The sequence below is a fragment of the Burkholderia sp. BKH01 genome, from assembly GCF_025685725.1.
Classification (GTDB): Bacteria; Pseudomonadota; Gammaproteobacteria; order Burkholderiales; family Burkholderiaceae; genus Burkholderia; species Burkholderia pyrrocinia_C.
The window spans coordinates 106517-123159 of the sequence record NZ_JAOTQT010000010.1 but is presented as its reverse complement, the minus strand read 5'-3'; the positions used below and the strand labels follow the sequence as shown (position 1 = coordinate 123159).

Sequence of the window (16643 nt, the reverse complement as noted above, 5' to 3'; positions counted from 1 at the left end):
TTCGTACCGGCAGCACAATAATCAGGAGAACATGCATGGCCAGATCGATGCGTTCCAGGGTGGTGGCAGGGGCAGTGGCATGCGCGATGAGCATCGCGCCGTTCGCGGGGACGACCGCGTTGATGACGCTCGCGACGACACACGCGGCGATGGCGGCGACCGCGCCCGTCGACAACTACGCGACGACGCGTTATCCGATCATCCTCGTGCACGGGCTCACGGGCACCGACAAGTACGCGGGCGTGCTCGAGTACTGGTACGGCATCCAGGAAGACCTGCAGCAGCACGGCGCGACCGTCTACGTCGCGAACCTGTCTGGTTTCCAGAGCGATGACGGCCCGAACGGGCGCGGCGAACAGCTGCTCGCTTACGTGAAGACGGTGCTCGCCGCGACGGGCGCGACCAAGGTCAATCTCGTCGGTCACAGCCAGGGCGGGCTCACGTCGCGTTATGTCGCGGCCGTCGCGCCCGATCTCGTCGCGTCGGTGACGACGATCGGCACGCCGCATCGCGGCTCCGAGTTCGCCGACTTCGTGCAGGGCGTGCTCGCATACGATCCGACCGGGCTTTCGTCATCGGTGATCGCCGCGTTCGTCAATGTGTTCGGGATCCTCACGAGCAGCAGCAACAACACGAACCAGGACGCGCTCGCGTCGCTGAAGACGCTGACGACCGCACAGGCCGCCACGTACAACCAGAACTATCCGAGCGCGGGCCTTGGCGCGCCGGGCAGTTGCCAGACCGGCGCACCGACGGAAACCGTCGGCGGCAACACGCATCTGCTGTATTCGTGGGCCGGCACTGCGATCCAGCCGACGATCTCGGCGTTCGGCGTCACGGGTGCGACGGACACGAGCACCATTCCGCTCGTCGATCCGGCGAACGCGCTCGACCCGTCGACGCTCGCGCTGTTCGGTACGGGCACGGTGATGATCAACCGCAGCTCGGGCCAGAACGACGGACTCGTGTCGAAGTGCAGCGCGCTGTACGGCAAGGTGCTGAGCACGAACTACAAGTGGAACCATATCGACGAGATCAACCAGCTGCTCGGCGTGCGCGGCGCGTATGCGGAAGATCCGGTCGCGGTGATCCGCACGCATGCGAACCGGCTGCAGCAGGCGGGCGTGTAATCGATGGCGGCACGCGAAGGGCGCGCGCCGCTGGCGCGGCGCGCTGCGGTCTACGGTGTCGTGGGGCTGGCGGCGATCGCCGGCGTCGCGATGTGGAGCGGTGCGGGATGGCATCGCGGTACGGGTAGCGCCGGCGAGTCGCCCGATGCGGCGGCGGTGGGCGGCGTGGCTGCGGCACCGCCGCAGGCCGCCGTGCCGGCGAGCGCGGGCCTGCCGTCGTCGCTGGCCGGTTCCAGCGCGCCGCGGCTGCCGCTCGATGCCGGCGGCCATCTCGCGAAGGTGCGCGCGGTGCGCGATTTCTTCGACTACTGCCTGACCGCGCAGAGCGACCTCAGCGCAGCCGCGCTCGATGCGCTCGTCGCGCGCGAGATTGCCGCGCAGCTCGACGGCACGGCCGCGCAGGCCGAGGCGCTCGACGTATGGCGCCGGTATCGCGCGTATCTCGACGCGCTCGCGAAACTGCGCGATGCCGGCGCGGTCGACAAGTCCGACCTGGGCGCGCTGCAGCTCGCGCTCGACCAGCGCGCGTCGATCGCGTATCGCACGCTCGGCGACTGGAGCCAGCCGTTCTTCGGCGCGGAGCAGTGGCGGCAGCGCTACGATCTCGCGCGGCTGAAGATCGCGCAGGATCGCACGTTGACGGATGCGCAGAAGGCCGAACGGCTCGCGGCACTCGAGCAGCAGATGCCGGCCGACGAGCGCGCGGCGCAGCAGCGGGTCGACCGGCAGCGGGCCGCGATCGACCAGATCGCGCAGTTGCAGAAGAGCGGGGCGACGCCCGATGCGATGCGCGCGCAACTGACGCAGACGCTCGGGCCCGAGGCCGCCGCGCGCGTCGCGCAGATGCAGCAGGACGACGCAACTTGGCAGAGCCGCTACGCGGACTATGCGGCGCAGCGTGCGCAGATCGAGTCGGCCGGCCTGTCGCCGCAGGACCGCGACGTGCAGATCGCCGCCCTGCGGCAGCGCGTGTTCACGAAGCCCGGTGAAGCCGTGCGCGCGGCGTCGCTCGATCGCGGGGCGGGCAGCGCGCAGTAATGCGGGCCGCGCTGCGCGCGACCGACCCTATGCCGCACGCGTGATGTGCTGCGGCAGATGCTGCTCGATGGCAGCGGCGAGCGTGTCGAACGCGGGCCCGATGCCTTCGTGCGGGACGCACGCATAACCGAGCAGCAGGCCGCGCTGCGCGGTGTCGAGGTTGCTGTAGTAGCTGGTGAGCGGGCGCACGATCACGCCCGCGTCGAACGCGCTCTGCGTGACCGCGCGATCGTCGCACGCGTCGGGCAGGCCGAGCACCAGATGCAGGCCGGCCTCGTCACCCATCACGGGCAGCGCGTCGCCGAAGCGCGCGCGGATCGCGTCGATCATCAGTTGCCTGCGTTCGCCGTACAGCGTGCGCATCCGCCTCACGTGCGACGTCAGGTGGCCGTCCATGATGAATTCGGCGAGCACGGCCTGCTGCATCAGCTGGCCCTCGCGGTACAGCTCCGACAACCCGGTGCGGAAGGTGTCGACCAGATGCTCGGGCACGACCATGTAGCCCATCCGCAGGCCCGGGAACAGCATCTTGCCGAGGCTGCCGACGTAGATCACGCGACCGCCGTCGTCGAGCCCCTGCAGCGACGCGAGCGGGCGGCTGCCGTAGCGGAATTCGCTGTCGTAGTCGTCCTCGATGATCCAGCAGCGGTGCTGGCGCGCGTATTCGAGCAGCATCCGGCGCCGCGCGAGGCTCATCACCATCCCGAGCGGGTACTGATGCGACGGCGTGACGAGCACGAGCCGCGGCGGATGCTGCATGTCGCCGGCACGCGGCGCGAGCCCTTCCTGGTCGACCGGCACCGGCGCGAGCGTGAGGCCGGCCGCCTGCAATACGCTGCGCACGCCCCAGTAGCACGGTTCCTCGACCCACGCGCGATCGCCGATGTCGGACAGCAGCCGCACCGCGAGATCGATCGACTGATGAATGCCCGTCGTGATGATCACCTGGTCCGGCGAGCATTTGACCGAGCGCGCGACGCGCAGGTAATCGGCCAGAGCGCGCCGCAATGGCCGGTAGCCGCCGCCCGGCGCATAGGTCAGCAGCTCGGGGTTCGCCTCCTTCCATAACCGCGCCTGCAGGCGGCTCCACGTGCGGCTCGGAAACTCCGACACGTCCGGCACGCCCGGCATGAACGCGCCCCACTGGCGCCGCGACACGCCCGCGTGCTCGATCAGTTGCCGGCCTCGCATCGACAGGCTGCCCTGCGCGTCCGGCGGCGGAAGCGTACCGGTGTCGGGCGGCGGCGGCACGGCGCCCGGCGCGCGAATCGCGGCGGTGTCCGGCCGCGTGTCGGCCACGTAGGTGCCGCTGCCGGTCGTCGTCAGCACGTAACCTTCGGCCGTCAGCTGGTCGTACACGTGCAGCACGGTATTGCGCGCGATCGACAGGTCTGCCGCGAGCGTCCTGGAACTGGGCAGCTTTGTCCCTGGCCCCAATTCCCCGGTCAGGATGGCCTGCTGCATCTGTTGCAGCAACTGCCGGTACATCGGCTCGGACGAGCCGCGGTCGAGGCGGGCGGAGAGCCAGTCGGCAAGGATCACGGTATCCAAAGTGGTCCTACTAGTAATATTGAAATGGTTCCCTATTGTAGAACCGTACGCATCGTATAGTGGATCGCATCTCAAAAACGATTGTCGCGACGCAAGGGGACAGCATGATGAAGTCCGATGATGTGATCGTCAGCTTTCGCGGCGTGCGGAAGACCTATGACGGCGAAACGCTGGTCGTCAAATCGCTCGACCTCGATATCCACCGAGGGGAATTCCTGACGCTGCTCGGGCCGTCGGGTTCGGGCAAGACGACCTGCCTGATGATGCTCGCCGGTTTCGAGTTTCCGACCGGCGGCGAGATCCGCCTCGACGGCGAACTCCTGAACAACGTGCCACCGCACAAGCGCAACATCGGCATGGTGTTCCAGAACTACGCGCTGTTCCCGCACCTGACGGTCGAGCAGAACGTCGCGTATCCGCTGACCGTGCGCAAGCTGCCGGCCGCCGAGCGCGCGGAGCGCGTCGCGCATGCGCTGAAGATGGTGCAGATGGAGCGCTTCGCGAAACGCTATCCGGCGCAGTTGTCGGGCGGCCAGCAGCAGCGCATCGCGCTGGCGCGTGCGCTCGTGTTCGAGCCGAAGCTCGTGCTGATGGACGAGCCGCTCGGCGCGCTCGACAAGCAACTGCGCGAACACATGCAGTACGAACTGAAGGCGCTGCACGAGAAGCTCGGCGTGACTTTCGTGTACGTGACGCACGACCAGGGCGAGGCGCTGACGATGTCCGATCGCGTGGCGGTGTTCGACAAGGGCATCGTGCAGCAGCTCGACACCGTCGACCGCCTGTACGAATCGCCGTGCAACGAATTCGTCGCGAACTTCATCGGCGACAGCAACCGGCTGCGCGGCACCATCGCGCGCGTCGACGGCGAATTCTGCGAGTTCCGGCTCGACGACGGCACGCAGCTCGTCGGCCGCCATATCGGCGAAGCCGCCGAGGGCGCGTCGGCCGTCGCGTGCATTCGCCCCGAACGCATGAGCCTCGCCGCGCACGGCGCGAACGGGCATGCGAACGGCGCGGCCGCGAACCGGCTGACCGGCGAGGCACGCAGCCTCATCTATTTCGGCGATCACGTGCGCATGCGCTGCGCGCTGCCGGGCCAGGACGAATGCTTCGTGAAGGTGCCGCTCGGCACCGGCGCGCTCGACGCGTTCTCGCCCGGCGCGCCGGTTTCGCTCGCATTTGCGCCCGAGCACCTGCGCGTGTTCGCGTGAGCAGGGTTTCCCCGATTTACCGCAGCACGTCGTCAACAACAACTGCCCACTTCCACCACGAGAGGAGAGGAACCATCATGAAACGAGCAAGCTTTACCGCGCGCCGCACCGCGCTGGCACTGGCGCTCGCCGTCGTCGGCGCATCGGCAACGGCCGCCGAACTCACGGTCGTCAACTTCGGCGGCGCGAACGGCGACGCGCAGAAGGCCGCGTTCAACCAGCCGTTCGAGAAGGCGACCGGCAACAAGGTCACCGCCGTCGAATACAACGGCGAGCAGGCGAAAGTGAAGGCGATGGTCGAGGCGAAGCACGTCAACTGGGACGTGGTCGAAGTCGAGTCGGGCGACCTGAACCGCGGTTGCGACGAAGGGCTGTACGAGAAGCTCGACTGGTCGAAGATCGCGAAGAAGTCCGACCTGATTCCGGAATCGCCGCAAGTGTGCGGCGTCGGCTTCTTCGTGTGGTCGACGGCGCTGTCGTACAACGCGGACAAGCTGAAGTCGGCACCGACCGGCTGGGCTGATTTCTGGAACGTGAAGAAATTCCCCGGCAAGCGCGGGATGCGCAAGGGCGCGCGCTACAACCTCGAATTCGCGCTGATGGCCGACGGCGTCGCGACGAAGGACGTGTACAAGGTGCTCGGCACGAAGGCCGGCCAGGACCGCGCGTTCAAGAAGCTCGACGAGCTGAAGCCGTACATCCAGTGGTGGGAAGCGGGCGCGCAGCCGCCGCAGTTCCTCGTCGCCGGCGACGTCGTGATGTCGACCGCGTACAACGGCCGCATCGACGCCGCGCAGAAGGAAGGCAAGAACCTGAAGGTCGTGTGGAACGGCAGCATCTACGACCTCGACTACTGGGCGATTCCGAAGGGCTCGCCGAACAAGGCGCTGGCCGAGCAGTACATCGCGTATTCGCTGACGCCGAAGCCGCAGCAGGCGTATGCGCAGCACATCGCGTACGGCCCCGCGAACGTGGCCGCGATCAAGTCGCTCGACGCGAAGACGCTCGCGAACCTACCGAACTCGCCGGCCAACGGCAAGAACGCGGTGCTGGAGGATATCGGCTTCTGGACCGACCACAGCGACGAGCTCGAGCAGCGCTTCGCCGCGTGGGCGACGAAGTAACCGTTCAGGCATCCTGATGCAACCGGCCGCGCGGCGCTTCGTTCGCGTCGCGCGGCATTCCGCCGGAGCGTGCCCGGCCGGAGAGAACCGTTGAATACGATGACGATCGCGCCTTCCTCGCCGTCGACAGCCGCGCTCAAGCGCGAGCTGAAGGCCGCCGAGTCCCGCAAGCGCACGATGGCGCTGCTGCTGGTCGCGCCGCTCGCGATTTTCCTGCTGCTGATCTTCGTGGTACCGATCGGCACGCTGCTCACGCGCGCGGTGCAGAACCCCGAGATCGCGACCGCGTTGCCGAACACGGTCGCCGCGCTGTCCGGCTGGGACCGCAAGGCACCGCCGGCCGACGCCGCGTATGTCGCGCTCGCGGCCGACATGACGAAGGTGGCCGACAGCGAGGCGATGGGCGCACTCGCGCGGCGCCTGAACACCGAGATTCCCGGTTATCGCTCGCTCGTCGCGAAGACGGCGCGAGCGATGCCGCTGAAGGGCGACAACGACGCGACGCTGACGCCCGCGCAGACGCGCGCGAAATTCATCGAGCTCGACTCGCGCTGGGGCGAGCTCGCGTACTGGCAGTCGATCGCGAAGAACGGCAGCCAGGTGTCGCCGTTCTACCTGCTCGCCGCGCTCGACCACAAACAGGACGGCTTCGGCCACATCGTGCAGGCCGATCCCGACCAGTCGATCTATCTCTCGATCTTCGGCCGCACGTTCGTGATCGGCGTCGCCGTCACGCTGTTCGCGCTGCTGCTCGGCTACCCGCTCGCATACTGGATCTCGACGCAGTCGGAGCGGCGCGCGAACCTCGTGATGATTCTCGTGCTGATTCCGTTCTGGACCTCGGTGCTGGTGCGCGTCGCCGCGTGGATCGTGCTGCTGCAAAGCGAAGGGCTCATCAACACGGCGCTGATCGGCAGCGGGCTGATCTCGCATCCGCTGACGCTGCTGTTCAACCGCGTCGGCGTGTATATCTCGATGACGCACATCCTGCTGCCGTTCATGATCCTGCCGCTGTACAGCGTGATGAAGTCGATCCCGCCGACCTACCAGCGCGCGGCCGTGTCGCTCGGCAGCCATCCGTTCGCCGCGTTCTGGCGCGTGTATGTGCCGCAGACCTATCCGGGCATCGGCGCGGGCGCGCTGCTCGTGTTCATCCTCGCGATCGGCTACTACATCACGCCCGCGCTGCTCGGCGGGCCGAACGACCAGATGGTCAGCTACTACGTCGCGTACTTCACGAACGTGACGATCAACTGGGGCATGGCGTGCGCGCTCGGCGGGCTGCTGCTCGCGGCGACGCTCGTGCTGTACGCGGTGTACGGGCGCTTCACGCGCACCAACGTGAGCCTCGGTTGAGCGCCACGCACCAGGAAACGGGAAAGGGAATCCGACCATGAAATTGCTCGCCAGGCCGCTGTTCGCGCCGCACATGTCGTTCGTCGAGCGCGCGTGGTACGTCGCATTGCGCGTGCTCGTCGTGCTGACGCTGCTGTACCTGATCCTGCCGGTGCTCGCGATCGTGCCGCTGTCGTTTTCGTCGAGCACGTTCCTCGTCTATCCGATCCCGGGCTTCTCGATGCGCTGGTACGAGAACCTGATCGCGTCGGACGAGTGGCGGATGGCCGCGAAGAACAGCTTCATCGTCGCGCCGTCGGCAACCGTCGTCGCGACCGTGCTCGGCACGCTCGCCGCGATCGGTCTCACGAAGGCCGACTTCCGCGGCAAGGGGCTGCTGATGGCCGTGTTGCTGTCGCCGATGATCGTGCCGGTCGTCGTGGTCGGCGTCGGCATGTACCTGTTCTTCGCGCCGCTCGGGCTCGCGAATACCTATACGGGGCTGATCGCCGCGCACGCAGCGCTCGGCGTGCCGTTCGTCGTGACGACGGTCGCCGCGACGCTGCAGGGGTTCAACCACAATCTCGTGCGCGCGAGCCTGTCGCTCGGCGCGAATCCGGTGTCGACGTTTTTCCGCGTGACGCTGCCGGTGATCGCGCCGGGCGTGATGTCGGGCGCGCTGTTCGCGTTCGCGACGTCGTTCGATGAAGTGGTCGTCACGCTGTTCCTCGCGGGCGCGGACCAGACGACGCTGCCGCGCCAGATGTTCACGGGCATCCGCGAGAACATCAGCCCGACGATCGCCGCACTCGCGACGATCCTGATCATCTTCTCGACGAGCCTGCTGCTCGCGCTCGAATGGCTGCGCGGACGCAATGCGCGGCGCGCGGTGACCTGATCCGATCTGGCGCGACGGCGGTGCACGCACGCCGCGCATCGGCGCGATTCCGATGCGCGGTGCCGCCGGCAGACGCGGCCGGGCCGGCCGCCAGCGCCGACACGATGAAGCCGGGCACGAGCCCGGAAGGCAACCCGGCGCTCGCCGGATCGTAGATCGTTGTGCGCTCAACGATGCCGCGCGTTAAGCGCGGCATTGCACAAGCTTTCGTTTCGCTGACTGACGAGGCGGCCGCCTGCACGTTCGATACGGCTCTGCAACAATACGGATCGCGGCAGCGCGCGCCGGTCTTGCGGTCCGGAACGCACGCCGTCGCGCAGCTCAATCCGCGACGCCGCGCGTCGCTCGTCAGCCGAGCCTCATCTTGTCCGAATTCGCATCCTCCGCCGGCGCCCGGGAGCCGGCCGTCAACTGGCGCGCGATGTCCGCCGTGCTGCTGGCCGTCGCGCTCGCGACGCTCGACACCGCGATCGCGAACACCGCGCTGCCCGCGATCGCCGCCGACCTACATGCGTCGCCGGCTGCGTCCGTGTGGATCATCAATGCGTACCAGCTCGCAATGGTCGCGACGCTGCTGCCGTTCGCGTCGCTCGGCGACATCGTTGGCCACAAACGCGTGTATATCGCCGGGCTCGCGGTGTTCACGTTCGCATCGCTCGGCTGTTCGCTCGCGTCGACGCTGCCGATGCTGACGGCCGCGCGGATCGTGCAGGGCTTCGGCGCGAGCGCGATCATGAGCGTCAACGTCGCGCTGATCCGCGGCCTGTTTCCCGCGCACCGGCTCGGGCGCGGCGTCGGCTTCAACGCGCTCGTCGTCGGCGTGTCGTTCGCGGTGGGGCCGACGATCGCGTCGCTGATCCTGTCGGTCGCCGCATGGCCGTGGCTGTTCGCGGTGAACGTGCCGCTCGGCGTGTTCGCGCTTGCAGCGGCGATTCCGTCGCTGCCGCAGACGGCGCGCGGCAAGCATGCGTTCGATCCGGTCGCCGCGCTGTTCAACGTGATCACGTTCGCATCGCTGATCTTCGCGCTCGGTGAATTCGCACAGCGCGGGCCGCTGCGTATCGTGCTCGCGGCGGCGGCGGTCGCGCTGGTGTTCGGCTGGCTGCTGATCCGCCGCCAGGCCGGGCACCCGGCGCCGATGCTGCCGATCGACCTGTTTCGCCGGCCCGTGTTCACGCTGTCCGCGCTGACCGCCGTGTGCGCGTTCGCCGCGCAGGGGCTCGCGTTCGTGTCGCTGCCGTTCTATTTCGAAACCGTCCTGCATCGCAACGCGGTCGAGACGGGGTTCCTGATGACGCCGTGGTCGGCGATCGTCGCGCTTGCCGCGCCGATCGCGGGCCGCCTGTCGGATCGATACCCGCCCGGCCTGCTCGGCGCGATCGGGCTTGCGTTGCTGAGCGCGGGCATGGTGTCGCTCGCTGCACTGCCTGTGTCGCCGAACGTATTCGACATCGGCTGGCGAATGATGCTGTGCGGCGCGGGCTTCGGTTTCTTCCAGTCGCCGAACCTGAAGGCGCTGATGTCGAGCGCGCCGCCCGAGCGCAGCGGTGGCGCGAGCGGGATCATCGCGACCGCGCGGCTGATCGGGCAGGCGACCGGTGCTGCGCTCGTCGCGCTGTCGTTCGGGATCGCGGGGCGTCACGGGCCGACGCTGGCGTTGATGCTCGGTGCGGGATTCGCCGGGGCCGCGAGCGTCGCGAGCGGGTTGCGGTTGTTTGCGTCGTCGCATCGGAACGGTGTGCCGGCCGCGCCGGAGCGTGTGAAGGAGCCGGCGACGGAGTAGGGTGATGCGCGAATGCAGCGTGACCTGAACGCAACAAAGCCGGCGCGCGGCAAACCACTGCCGTGCGCCGGCCTTTACGCATCGCTCAGAACCCGCCCGACTTGATCAACTGGTTGAGGTTCGCGATGTTCAGGCTGCCGAAGCCGGTCGTCAGATCCCAGCCGGTGCCGGCGGTGTAGCCATAGCCCTGATAGCCGTTGTTCCCCGATACGACGTCATAGCGCACGAGCGACGGGTTCGACGGAATCGCGCGATACAGGTTGCTGGCCGGGAAACCGAGGCCCGTGCCGTTCGCCGCGAGCATGCGCGCCCAGAAGCCCGTGAAGATCGGCGCGGCGAGACTCGTGCCGCCGATCTGCTGCAACTGGCCGTAGTTGTAGATGTACGCGCCCGTGCTTTGCGCGGCGTCGAACGACACGTCCGGCAACTGGCGGTTGCTGCCCGACTGCCACGACGGCGCGGGCAGGATCGTGCTGACGCCGCCGCCCGTCGCCCACAGCTTGCCGTTGCCGTCGAGCCCTTCGTTCCACACCGTTTCGTTCGAGAACGCGCCCGCCGACGTCGTGTAGAGCGTCGTGCCGCCGATCGCGAGCACGTGCGGCGACGAAGCCGGCCACGACACCGTGTAGTTCGAGCCGTCCGGATAGCCGCGGTTGTTGCACTCGTACACGCCTTCGTCGCCCGACGATACCGAGAACGTCTGGCCTTGCGCCGCGGCCGTCGTGAAGATCTGTTCCTCGGCGTCGATCGTGCCGTCGGCGTTCGCGTCGGTTTCGCACCAGCCGAGCGACACGTTGATCACTTTTGCGGTGTTGTCCGACACCGCGCGGTTGAACGCCTGCGTGAGGCCCGTGTTGCCCGAGGCGTTGAGGTCGGCCATGTAGAACACGAGCTTGCCGACCTGGCCGCCGGCCGAGCCGACGATCGACTGGCTGTCGAGATCCCATTCGCCCTGGCCGTCCTGGTCGTCGCTGTAGCTGCCGCTCGTGCCGTTGGTCATGACGGTCTGCGTCGACACCGTGCCGTAACCGTTGCTCGACGTGAACTGCTTCAGGTCCTGCAGCGTCTGCGACACGCCGCCGATCGTGATGATGCCGACCGTCACGCCGGCCGCGGTAGGCACGCCGGTCGCGTTGTACAGGCCCGGGAATTCCTTCGGATAGTGGCCGGTGGCCATGCCGGCCGCGAGCGCCTGCGACTTCGCCACGTTGCCGACGCGCAGCATCGGATGTGCACGCGCGACGCTCTGCAGCCCGAGCACCGAACCGACGACGTCGCCGAGCGCGCGCGGCACCTGTGCGGTCGATGCGTTCGCGAAGCCCGAGCGGCCCGCGTACTCGAAGTGCACGAGCGACGTGTTGAACGCGGTCTTCACCGTGCCGGCCGTGCCGCGCGCGGACACCAGCAGCCGGTTCGGCGCGACCTCGATGTTCACGAAGCCGCTCTTGCGCAGATAGTCGACGACCGACTTCACCTGCGCGTCGGTCGGCGCGTAGCTGGCGAGGAACTGCTCGTGCGTCAGGTACTGGCGGTAATGCGCGCTGCCGGGCCGATTCACGTCGCGCGCCAGTTGCTTGAGCTGCGCGGCGTTGCGCAGCTTCAGGCTGACGACGACGTCCGTCGTCTCGCCGGCCGCGAGTTCGAGCGACGGCGCTGCGCTGCGCGCCATCAACTGCGGGCCGGTCAGAAAGGCCTTCGTGTGGGTATCGACCCAGTCCGTCGTCGCGTGTGCGGCGCCGGCGGCGAGCAAGAGCGGCCACACGCATGCAAGGCGGCGGGGCGACGGAAGGGGCAGGGCAAACCGGGCGTTCCTTTTCATCGGGAGTCCTTTTTAGGAGAGACGACGTTACTGGAGCCCCCGACCCTTGTGGGGCCGCGAGCGGTGACGAGCGTAGGGCGTCGGTGCCGTTCAGGTAGCTGCCAGTTTCCATAGCTGTCAGTTCTGACATCGGCGTGCGGAATCGCGCGTAATGCGCGGTGAACGCGGCGAGCGGCGGGTGCCGACGAGGGAACCGGTTCGCGACACGACGGCACGACGATGCGCGACGTTCGCGCGCATGAGTCGTTCGTCGCAACGCCGGAACGTGCTCGATGACGTCGCGGACCGGCATACGCATGCGTGCTTCGCGACCGGACGTGGACGCCGGCCGAGTCGCACTATGTGGTCAAACGATGCGATGCGGGCCGAGCCGCTTCGCGCATGCACAAAAACAGGGCCGGCCGATAGCAAACGTTTCCCGAACTGTGGAACAGCGCGCGGCCCAGTCTTGCAGGCGGCTTTCGGACGCAAGGCCGCCGTCGCGAATTAGAGCGAATACTCGAATCCGGACGGGCGAATCAGGCGTGGTCCGGTGGCGCGCGATGTCTTCGGCCAGCCCGCTTCCGGCGCGACTGCGCGCGACGCGAAGCGCGTCGCATGCGTCAGCGGCGTGCATCGACATCCGCGAAATTCCTCCTTGACTCTTGCCGTTCAGCAGATATCCTTCAACCCATAACCAACGGGTTATGAATCAGGACATGCAGACCGCTCACGACATGCTTTTCAGGACGCTTGCCGATCCGACGCGCCGCGCGCTTTTCGAGCGGCTGTGCGAGGAGGGCGAGCTGACGGTTGCCGCGCTGACGGCCCATGCGGGCGTCTCGCAGCCGGCCGTGTCGAAGCATCTCGGCGTACTGAAGCAGGCCGGGCTCGTGAATGACCGTCACGAAGGCCGGCAGACGCACTACAGCGCACAGCCGCAAGCGCTGGCCCCGCTGATCGACTGGACGAGCCAGATGGCAGGCTTCTGGCAGAGCCGGTTCGACGCCCTCGAAGATCTGCTCAAAAGGATGGATCAGTAATGAACCAAGCCACTACCGAAACGCGCTCCGTCGTCGTCGAACGGGAACTGCCCCATCCGCCGGAGAAGATCTGGCGCGCGCTCACGCAACCGCACCTGATCGAGGCGTGGTTGATGAAGAGCGACTTCGAGCCCGTCGCGGGCCGCGCATTCAGCTTCCGCGCGGACTGGGGCTCGGTCGACTGCACGGTCCTGACGATCGAGCCGCCGCGGGCGCTGTCCTACACGTGGGCCGCTTACGGCCTCGAAAGCGTCGTCACGTGGACGCTCACGCCGACGCCGGCCGGCACGCACCTGCGCATGGAGCAGGTCGGCTTCCGCGCGGATCAGGAGCAGGCATACCGCGGCGCGCAGCACGGCTGGGTGCGGTTCTTCGAGTCGCTGGAACAGGTGCTGGCCCGCCCCGACGAACGCACGGAGGCTCGCGCATGAGTGCATCGGACCTTCAACCGTCGGAGCGCATCGACGCGCTGATCGCCGGCATTGCCGACTGGCGCGGCCCGCTCTTCGCCGACCTCCGCCAGACGATCCTCGCTGCCGACGACGGCATCGTCGAGGAATGGAAATGGATGGGCAGCCCCGTGTGGTCGCGAGACGGAATGATCGCGGTCGCGAACGCGCACAAGGGCAAGGTGAAGCTGACGTTCATGCACGGCGCGCATCTGCCCGATCCTGGCGGGCTGTTCAATGATGGCCTCGAAGGCAATGCGCGACGGGCGATCGATTTCTTCGAAGGCGACCGGATCGACAAGCGGGCGCTGAAGACCCTCGTGCGCGCGGCGATCGAATACAACCGCACCCACCTGAAGAAGAACGCGCGAGGAGCGGGCGCGAAGACGCGCGACGACAAGGCGGCGTGACGCGCCGAATAAGCAACGGCATCACGTAACGCGCAGGCAAAAAAAGCCCGACACGAGGTCGGGCATCCAAATCGGCCGCAACCGCCCGCGAGGCGGCTGCGGCACCTGCAAAAGCAGGGCGCTTACGCTGCGAGCAGCGAGCGCAGCACGAACGGCAGGATACCGCCGTGCTTGTAGTAGTCGACTTCGATCGGCGTATCGATGCGCAGCAGCACCTGCACGCGCTGCGTTTCGCCGTTCTTGCGGTTGATCACGAGCGTGACGTCCTGCTGCGGCTTGAAGTCGTCGCCGAGGCCTTCGATGTCGTACGTCTCGTCGCCGGTGATGCCGAGCGACTGGACGCTGTCCGAGCCCTTGAACTGCAGCGGCAGCACGCCCATGCCGACCAGGTTCGAGCGGTGGATCCGCTCGAAGCTGCGTGCGATCACAGCCTTCACGCCGAGCAGTTGCGTGCCCTTCGCGGCCCAGTCGCGCGACGAGCCCGTGCCGTACTCTTCGCCCGCGAACACGACGGTCGGCGTGTCGGCAGCGATGTACTGCATTGCCGCGTCGTAGATCGACTGCTGTTCGCCGCTCGGCTGGTGGATCGTCAGACCGCCTTCGACGCGCGTGCCGTCTGCCTTCACCGGGATCATCAGGTTCTTGATCCGGACGTTCGCGAACGTGCCGCGCATCATCACGTCGTGGTTGCCGCGGCGCGAGCCGTAGCTGTTGAAGTCGGCCTTCTGCACGCCGTTTTCCTTCAGCCACTTGCCGGCCGGCGAATCTTCCTTGATCGAGCCTGCCGGGCTGATGTGGTCGGTCGTGACCGAGTCGCCGAAGATGCCCAGTGCGCGCGCGCCCTTGACCGACGGGATCGAAGCGGCCGGTTCCATCGAGAAGTCGTTGCCGAAGAACGGCGGCTCGGCGATGTACGTCGACTTCGGCCAGTCGTAGACCTGGCCCGATTCGCCCTCGATCTTGCTCCAGAGGTCGCCCTTCTTGGTCAGCTTCGAGTAGTTGTCCTCGAACTTCTTCGGATCGAGCGCGAACTTGAGCAGCGCGTGGATTTCGTCGCTCGTCGGCCAGATGTCGCCGAGGTAGATGTCGCGGCCGCCCTTGCCCTTGCCGACCGGCTCGGTCATCAGGTCGCGCGTGATGTTGCCGGCGATCGCGTACGCGACGACGAGCGGCGGCGATGCGAGGAAGTTCGCGCGGATGTTCGGGTGGATACGTGCTTCGAAGTTACGGTTGCCCGACAGCACGGCTGCCGCGACGATGTCGTTCTTCGTGATCGCTTCGTTCAGTTCCGGCGTCAGGTCGCCCGCGTTGCCGATACAGGTCGTGCAGCCGTAGGCCGCGACTTCGAAGCCGAGCTTCGACAGGTAGGGCAGCAGGCCCGTCTTCGTCAGGTACTCGGTGACGATGCGCGATCCCGGCGCGAGCGACGTCTTGATGTGCGGTGCGACGGTCAGGCCGGCTTCGACGGCCTTCTTCGCAAGCAGGCCGGCGGCCAGCAGCACGCTCGGGTTCGACGTGTTCGTGCATGACGTGATCGCGGCGATCAGCACGTCGCCGTTCTTCACGTCGACGCCGTTGCTCGTCGTGTACTGCGTGTTCAGGTCGTCCGCCTTCTTCGCGAAGCCGTTCTCCGCGACCGGCTTCGAGAACAGGTCGGTGAACGTCGACTTGACGTTGCCGATCTCGATGCGGTCCTGCGGGCGCTTCGGGCCGGCCAGCGACGGTGCGACCGTCGCGAGATCCAGCGTCACCGTCTTCGTGTAGTCGATGTCGCCGGCCTTCGGGATGCCGAACAGCTTCTGCGCCTTGAAGTAGTTTTCGAACGCGGCGATTTCCGCCTTCGTGCGGCCCGTGCCTTCGAAGTAGTCGATCGTCTTTTCGTCGACCGGGAAGAAGCCCATCGTCGCGCCGTATTCCGGCGCCATGTTGCCGATCGTTGCACGGTCCGGTAGCGACAGCGACTTCGTGCCTTCGCCGAAGAACTCGACGAACTTGCCGACGACCTTTTCCTTGCGCAGCATTTCGGTGATCGTCAGCACGAGGTCGGTAGCCGTCACGCCTTCGCGCAGCTTGCCCTTCAGCTCGACGCCGACGACGTCCGGCGTCAGGAAGTACACCGGCTGGCCGAGCATGCCGGCTTCGGCTTCGATGCCGCCCACGCCCCAGCCGACCACGCCGATGCCGTTGATCATCGTCGTGTGGCTGTCCGTGCCGACGAGGGTATCCGGGTAGTACACGGTGTCGCCGCCGTCCGCCTTCTTGTGGACGCCGCGCGCGAGATATTCGAGGTTCACCTGGTGGACGATGCCGACGCCCGGCGGCACGACCTTGAACGTGTCGAATGCCTGCATGCCCCACTTCATGAACTGGTAGCGCTCGTTGTTGCGCTGGAATTCCAGTTTCATGTTCAGGTCGAGCGCGTCCTTCTGGCGGAAGTAGTCGATCTGGACCGAGTGGTCGACGACGAGATCGACCGGGACCAGCGGCTCGATCTTCTTCGGGTTCTTGCCCGTGCGCTCGGCGACGCCGCGCATGGCCGCGATGTCGGCGAGCAGCGGCACGCCCGTGAAGTCCTGCAGCACGACGCGCGACACCACGAACGGAATCTCGTCGACGCGCTTCGCGGTCGGCTTCCAGTTCGCGAGCTGCGCGATGTGCTCTTCGGTGATTTTCTTGCCGTCGTAGTTGCGCAGCACGGACTCGAGCACGATACGGATCGACACCGGCAGGCGCTCGATCTTCGTCTTCAGCTCTTTGCCGAGTTGCGGCAGCGAGTAGAACTTGCCTTTGCCGGAACCGCTGTCGAATTCCTTGAGGGTCTTGTGGAGATTGTGGGCCATGGTGATTTTCCTGGGTTTAAGGCTAGGAAA

The 16643-nt window shown here is 67.1% G+C and carries 13 protein-coding genes; 10 read left to right on the top strand and 3 right to left on the bottom strand.

From position 1 onward, the window contains the following. Positions 1-35: 35 nt before the first annotated feature. A complete protein-coding gene (locus tag OEJ37_RS17235) occupies positions 36-1130 on the top strand; it encodes a triacylglycerol lipase (protein ID WP_175943206.1) in 1095 nt (364 codons plus the stop codon). Positions 1131-1133: 3 nt separating this feature from the next. Then, entirely contained in the window at positions 1134-2168 is a 1035-nt protein-coding gene (locus OEJ37_RS17230) for a lipase secretion chaperone (RefSeq protein ID WP_263344964.1), read from the top strand. 27 nt (positions 2169-2195) lie between these two features. Here the strand turns inward: OEJ37_RS17230 and OEJ37_RS17225 are convergent, their stop codons facing one another. Then, a complete protein-coding gene (locus tag OEJ37_RS17225; RefSeq protein ID WP_174418380.1) occupies positions 2196-3719 on the bottom strand; it encodes a PLP-dependent aminotransferase family protein in 1524 nt (507 codons plus the stop codon). A 107-nt stretch (positions 3720-3826) separates the two neighbouring features. On the opposite strand from OEJ37_RS17225, the gene OEJ37_RS17220 reads away from it, so the two are divergent. The 5 genes from OEJ37_RS17220 (at position 3827) to OEJ37_RS17200 (ending at position 10073) form a co-directional block, all read left to right on the top strand. After that, complete coding sequence (locus OEJ37_RS17220; protein ID WP_065502544.1) at positions 3827-4933, top strand: ABC transporter ATP-binding protein; 1107 nt, start codon at positions 3827-3829, stop codon at positions 4931-4933. A 77-nt stretch (positions 4934-5010) separates the two neighbouring features. Continuing rightward, positions 5011-6057 (top strand): ABC transporter substrate-binding protein, encoded by a 1047-nt coding sequence (locus tag OEJ37_RS17215; RefSeq protein WP_174378804.1) that lies wholly within the window; start codon positions 5011-5013, stop codon positions 6055-6057. Positions 6058-6156: 99 nt separating this feature from the next. Then, on the top strand, positions 6157-7413 hold the full coding sequence (locus OEJ37_RS17210) for an ABC transporter permease (protein ID WP_263344998.1): 1257 nt from the start codon (positions 6157-6159) through the stop codon (positions 7411-7413). Positions 7414-7450: 37 nt separating this feature from the next. Next, positions 7451-8290 carry an ABC transporter permease gene (locus OEJ37_RS17205; RefSeq protein WP_152855611.1) on the top strand — a complete coding sequence of 280 codons (840 nt, stop codon included), beginning with the start codon at positions 7451-7453 and terminating at the stop codon, positions 8288-8290. 364 nt (positions 8291-8654) lie between these two features. Then, complete coding sequence (locus OEJ37_RS17200; RefSeq protein ID WP_263344962.1) at positions 8655-10073, top strand: MFS transporter; 1419 nt, start codon at positions 8655-8657, stop codon at positions 10071-10073. Positions 10074-10158: 85 nt separating this feature from the next. Here OEJ37_RS17200 and OEJ37_RS17195 read toward each other — a convergent pair whose 3' ends face one another. Beyond that, positions 10159-11892, bottom strand: a complete 1734-nt coding sequence (locus OEJ37_RS17195) for a protease pro-enzyme activation domain-containing protein (RefSeq protein ID WP_263344961.1) — start codon at positions 11890-11892, stop codon at positions 10159-10161. 698 nt (positions 11893-12590) lie between these two features. Between OEJ37_RS17195 and OEJ37_RS17190 the strand changes: the two genes are divergently transcribed. From OEJ37_RS17190 to OEJ37_RS17180, 3 genes are read left to right on the top strand one after another with little or no spacing between them, the layout of a single operon-like run. Then, positions 12591-12914 (top strand): ArsR/SmtB family transcription factor, encoded by a 324-nt coding sequence (locus OEJ37_RS17190; RefSeq protein ID WP_263344960.1) that lies wholly within the window; start codon positions 12591-12593, stop codon positions 12912-12914. Then, a complete protein-coding gene (locus OEJ37_RS17185; RefSeq protein WP_034180023.1) occupies positions 12914-13345 on the top strand; it encodes an SRPBCC domain-containing protein in 432 nt (143 codons plus the stop codon). Before OEJ37_RS17190 ends, OEJ37_RS17185 begins: the two co-directional genes overlap by 1 nt. Next, positions 13342-13773: a DUF1801 domain-containing protein gene (locus OEJ37_RS17180; RefSeq protein WP_175917701.1), complete on the top strand. Its 432-nt coding sequence runs from the start codon at positions 13342-13344 to the stop codon at positions 13771-13773. Before OEJ37_RS17185 ends, OEJ37_RS17180 begins: the two co-directional genes overlap by 4 nt. A gap of 122 nt (positions 13774-13895) precedes the next feature. On the opposite strand, the gene acnA is transcribed toward OEJ37_RS17180, so the two are convergent. Continuing rightward, on the bottom strand, positions 13896-16613 hold the full coding sequence (gene acnA / locus OEJ37_RS17175) for an aconitate hydratase AcnA (protein WP_174418375.1): 2718 nt from the start codon (positions 16611-16613) through the stop codon (positions 13896-13898). Positions 16614-16643: the final 30 nt, after the last annotated feature.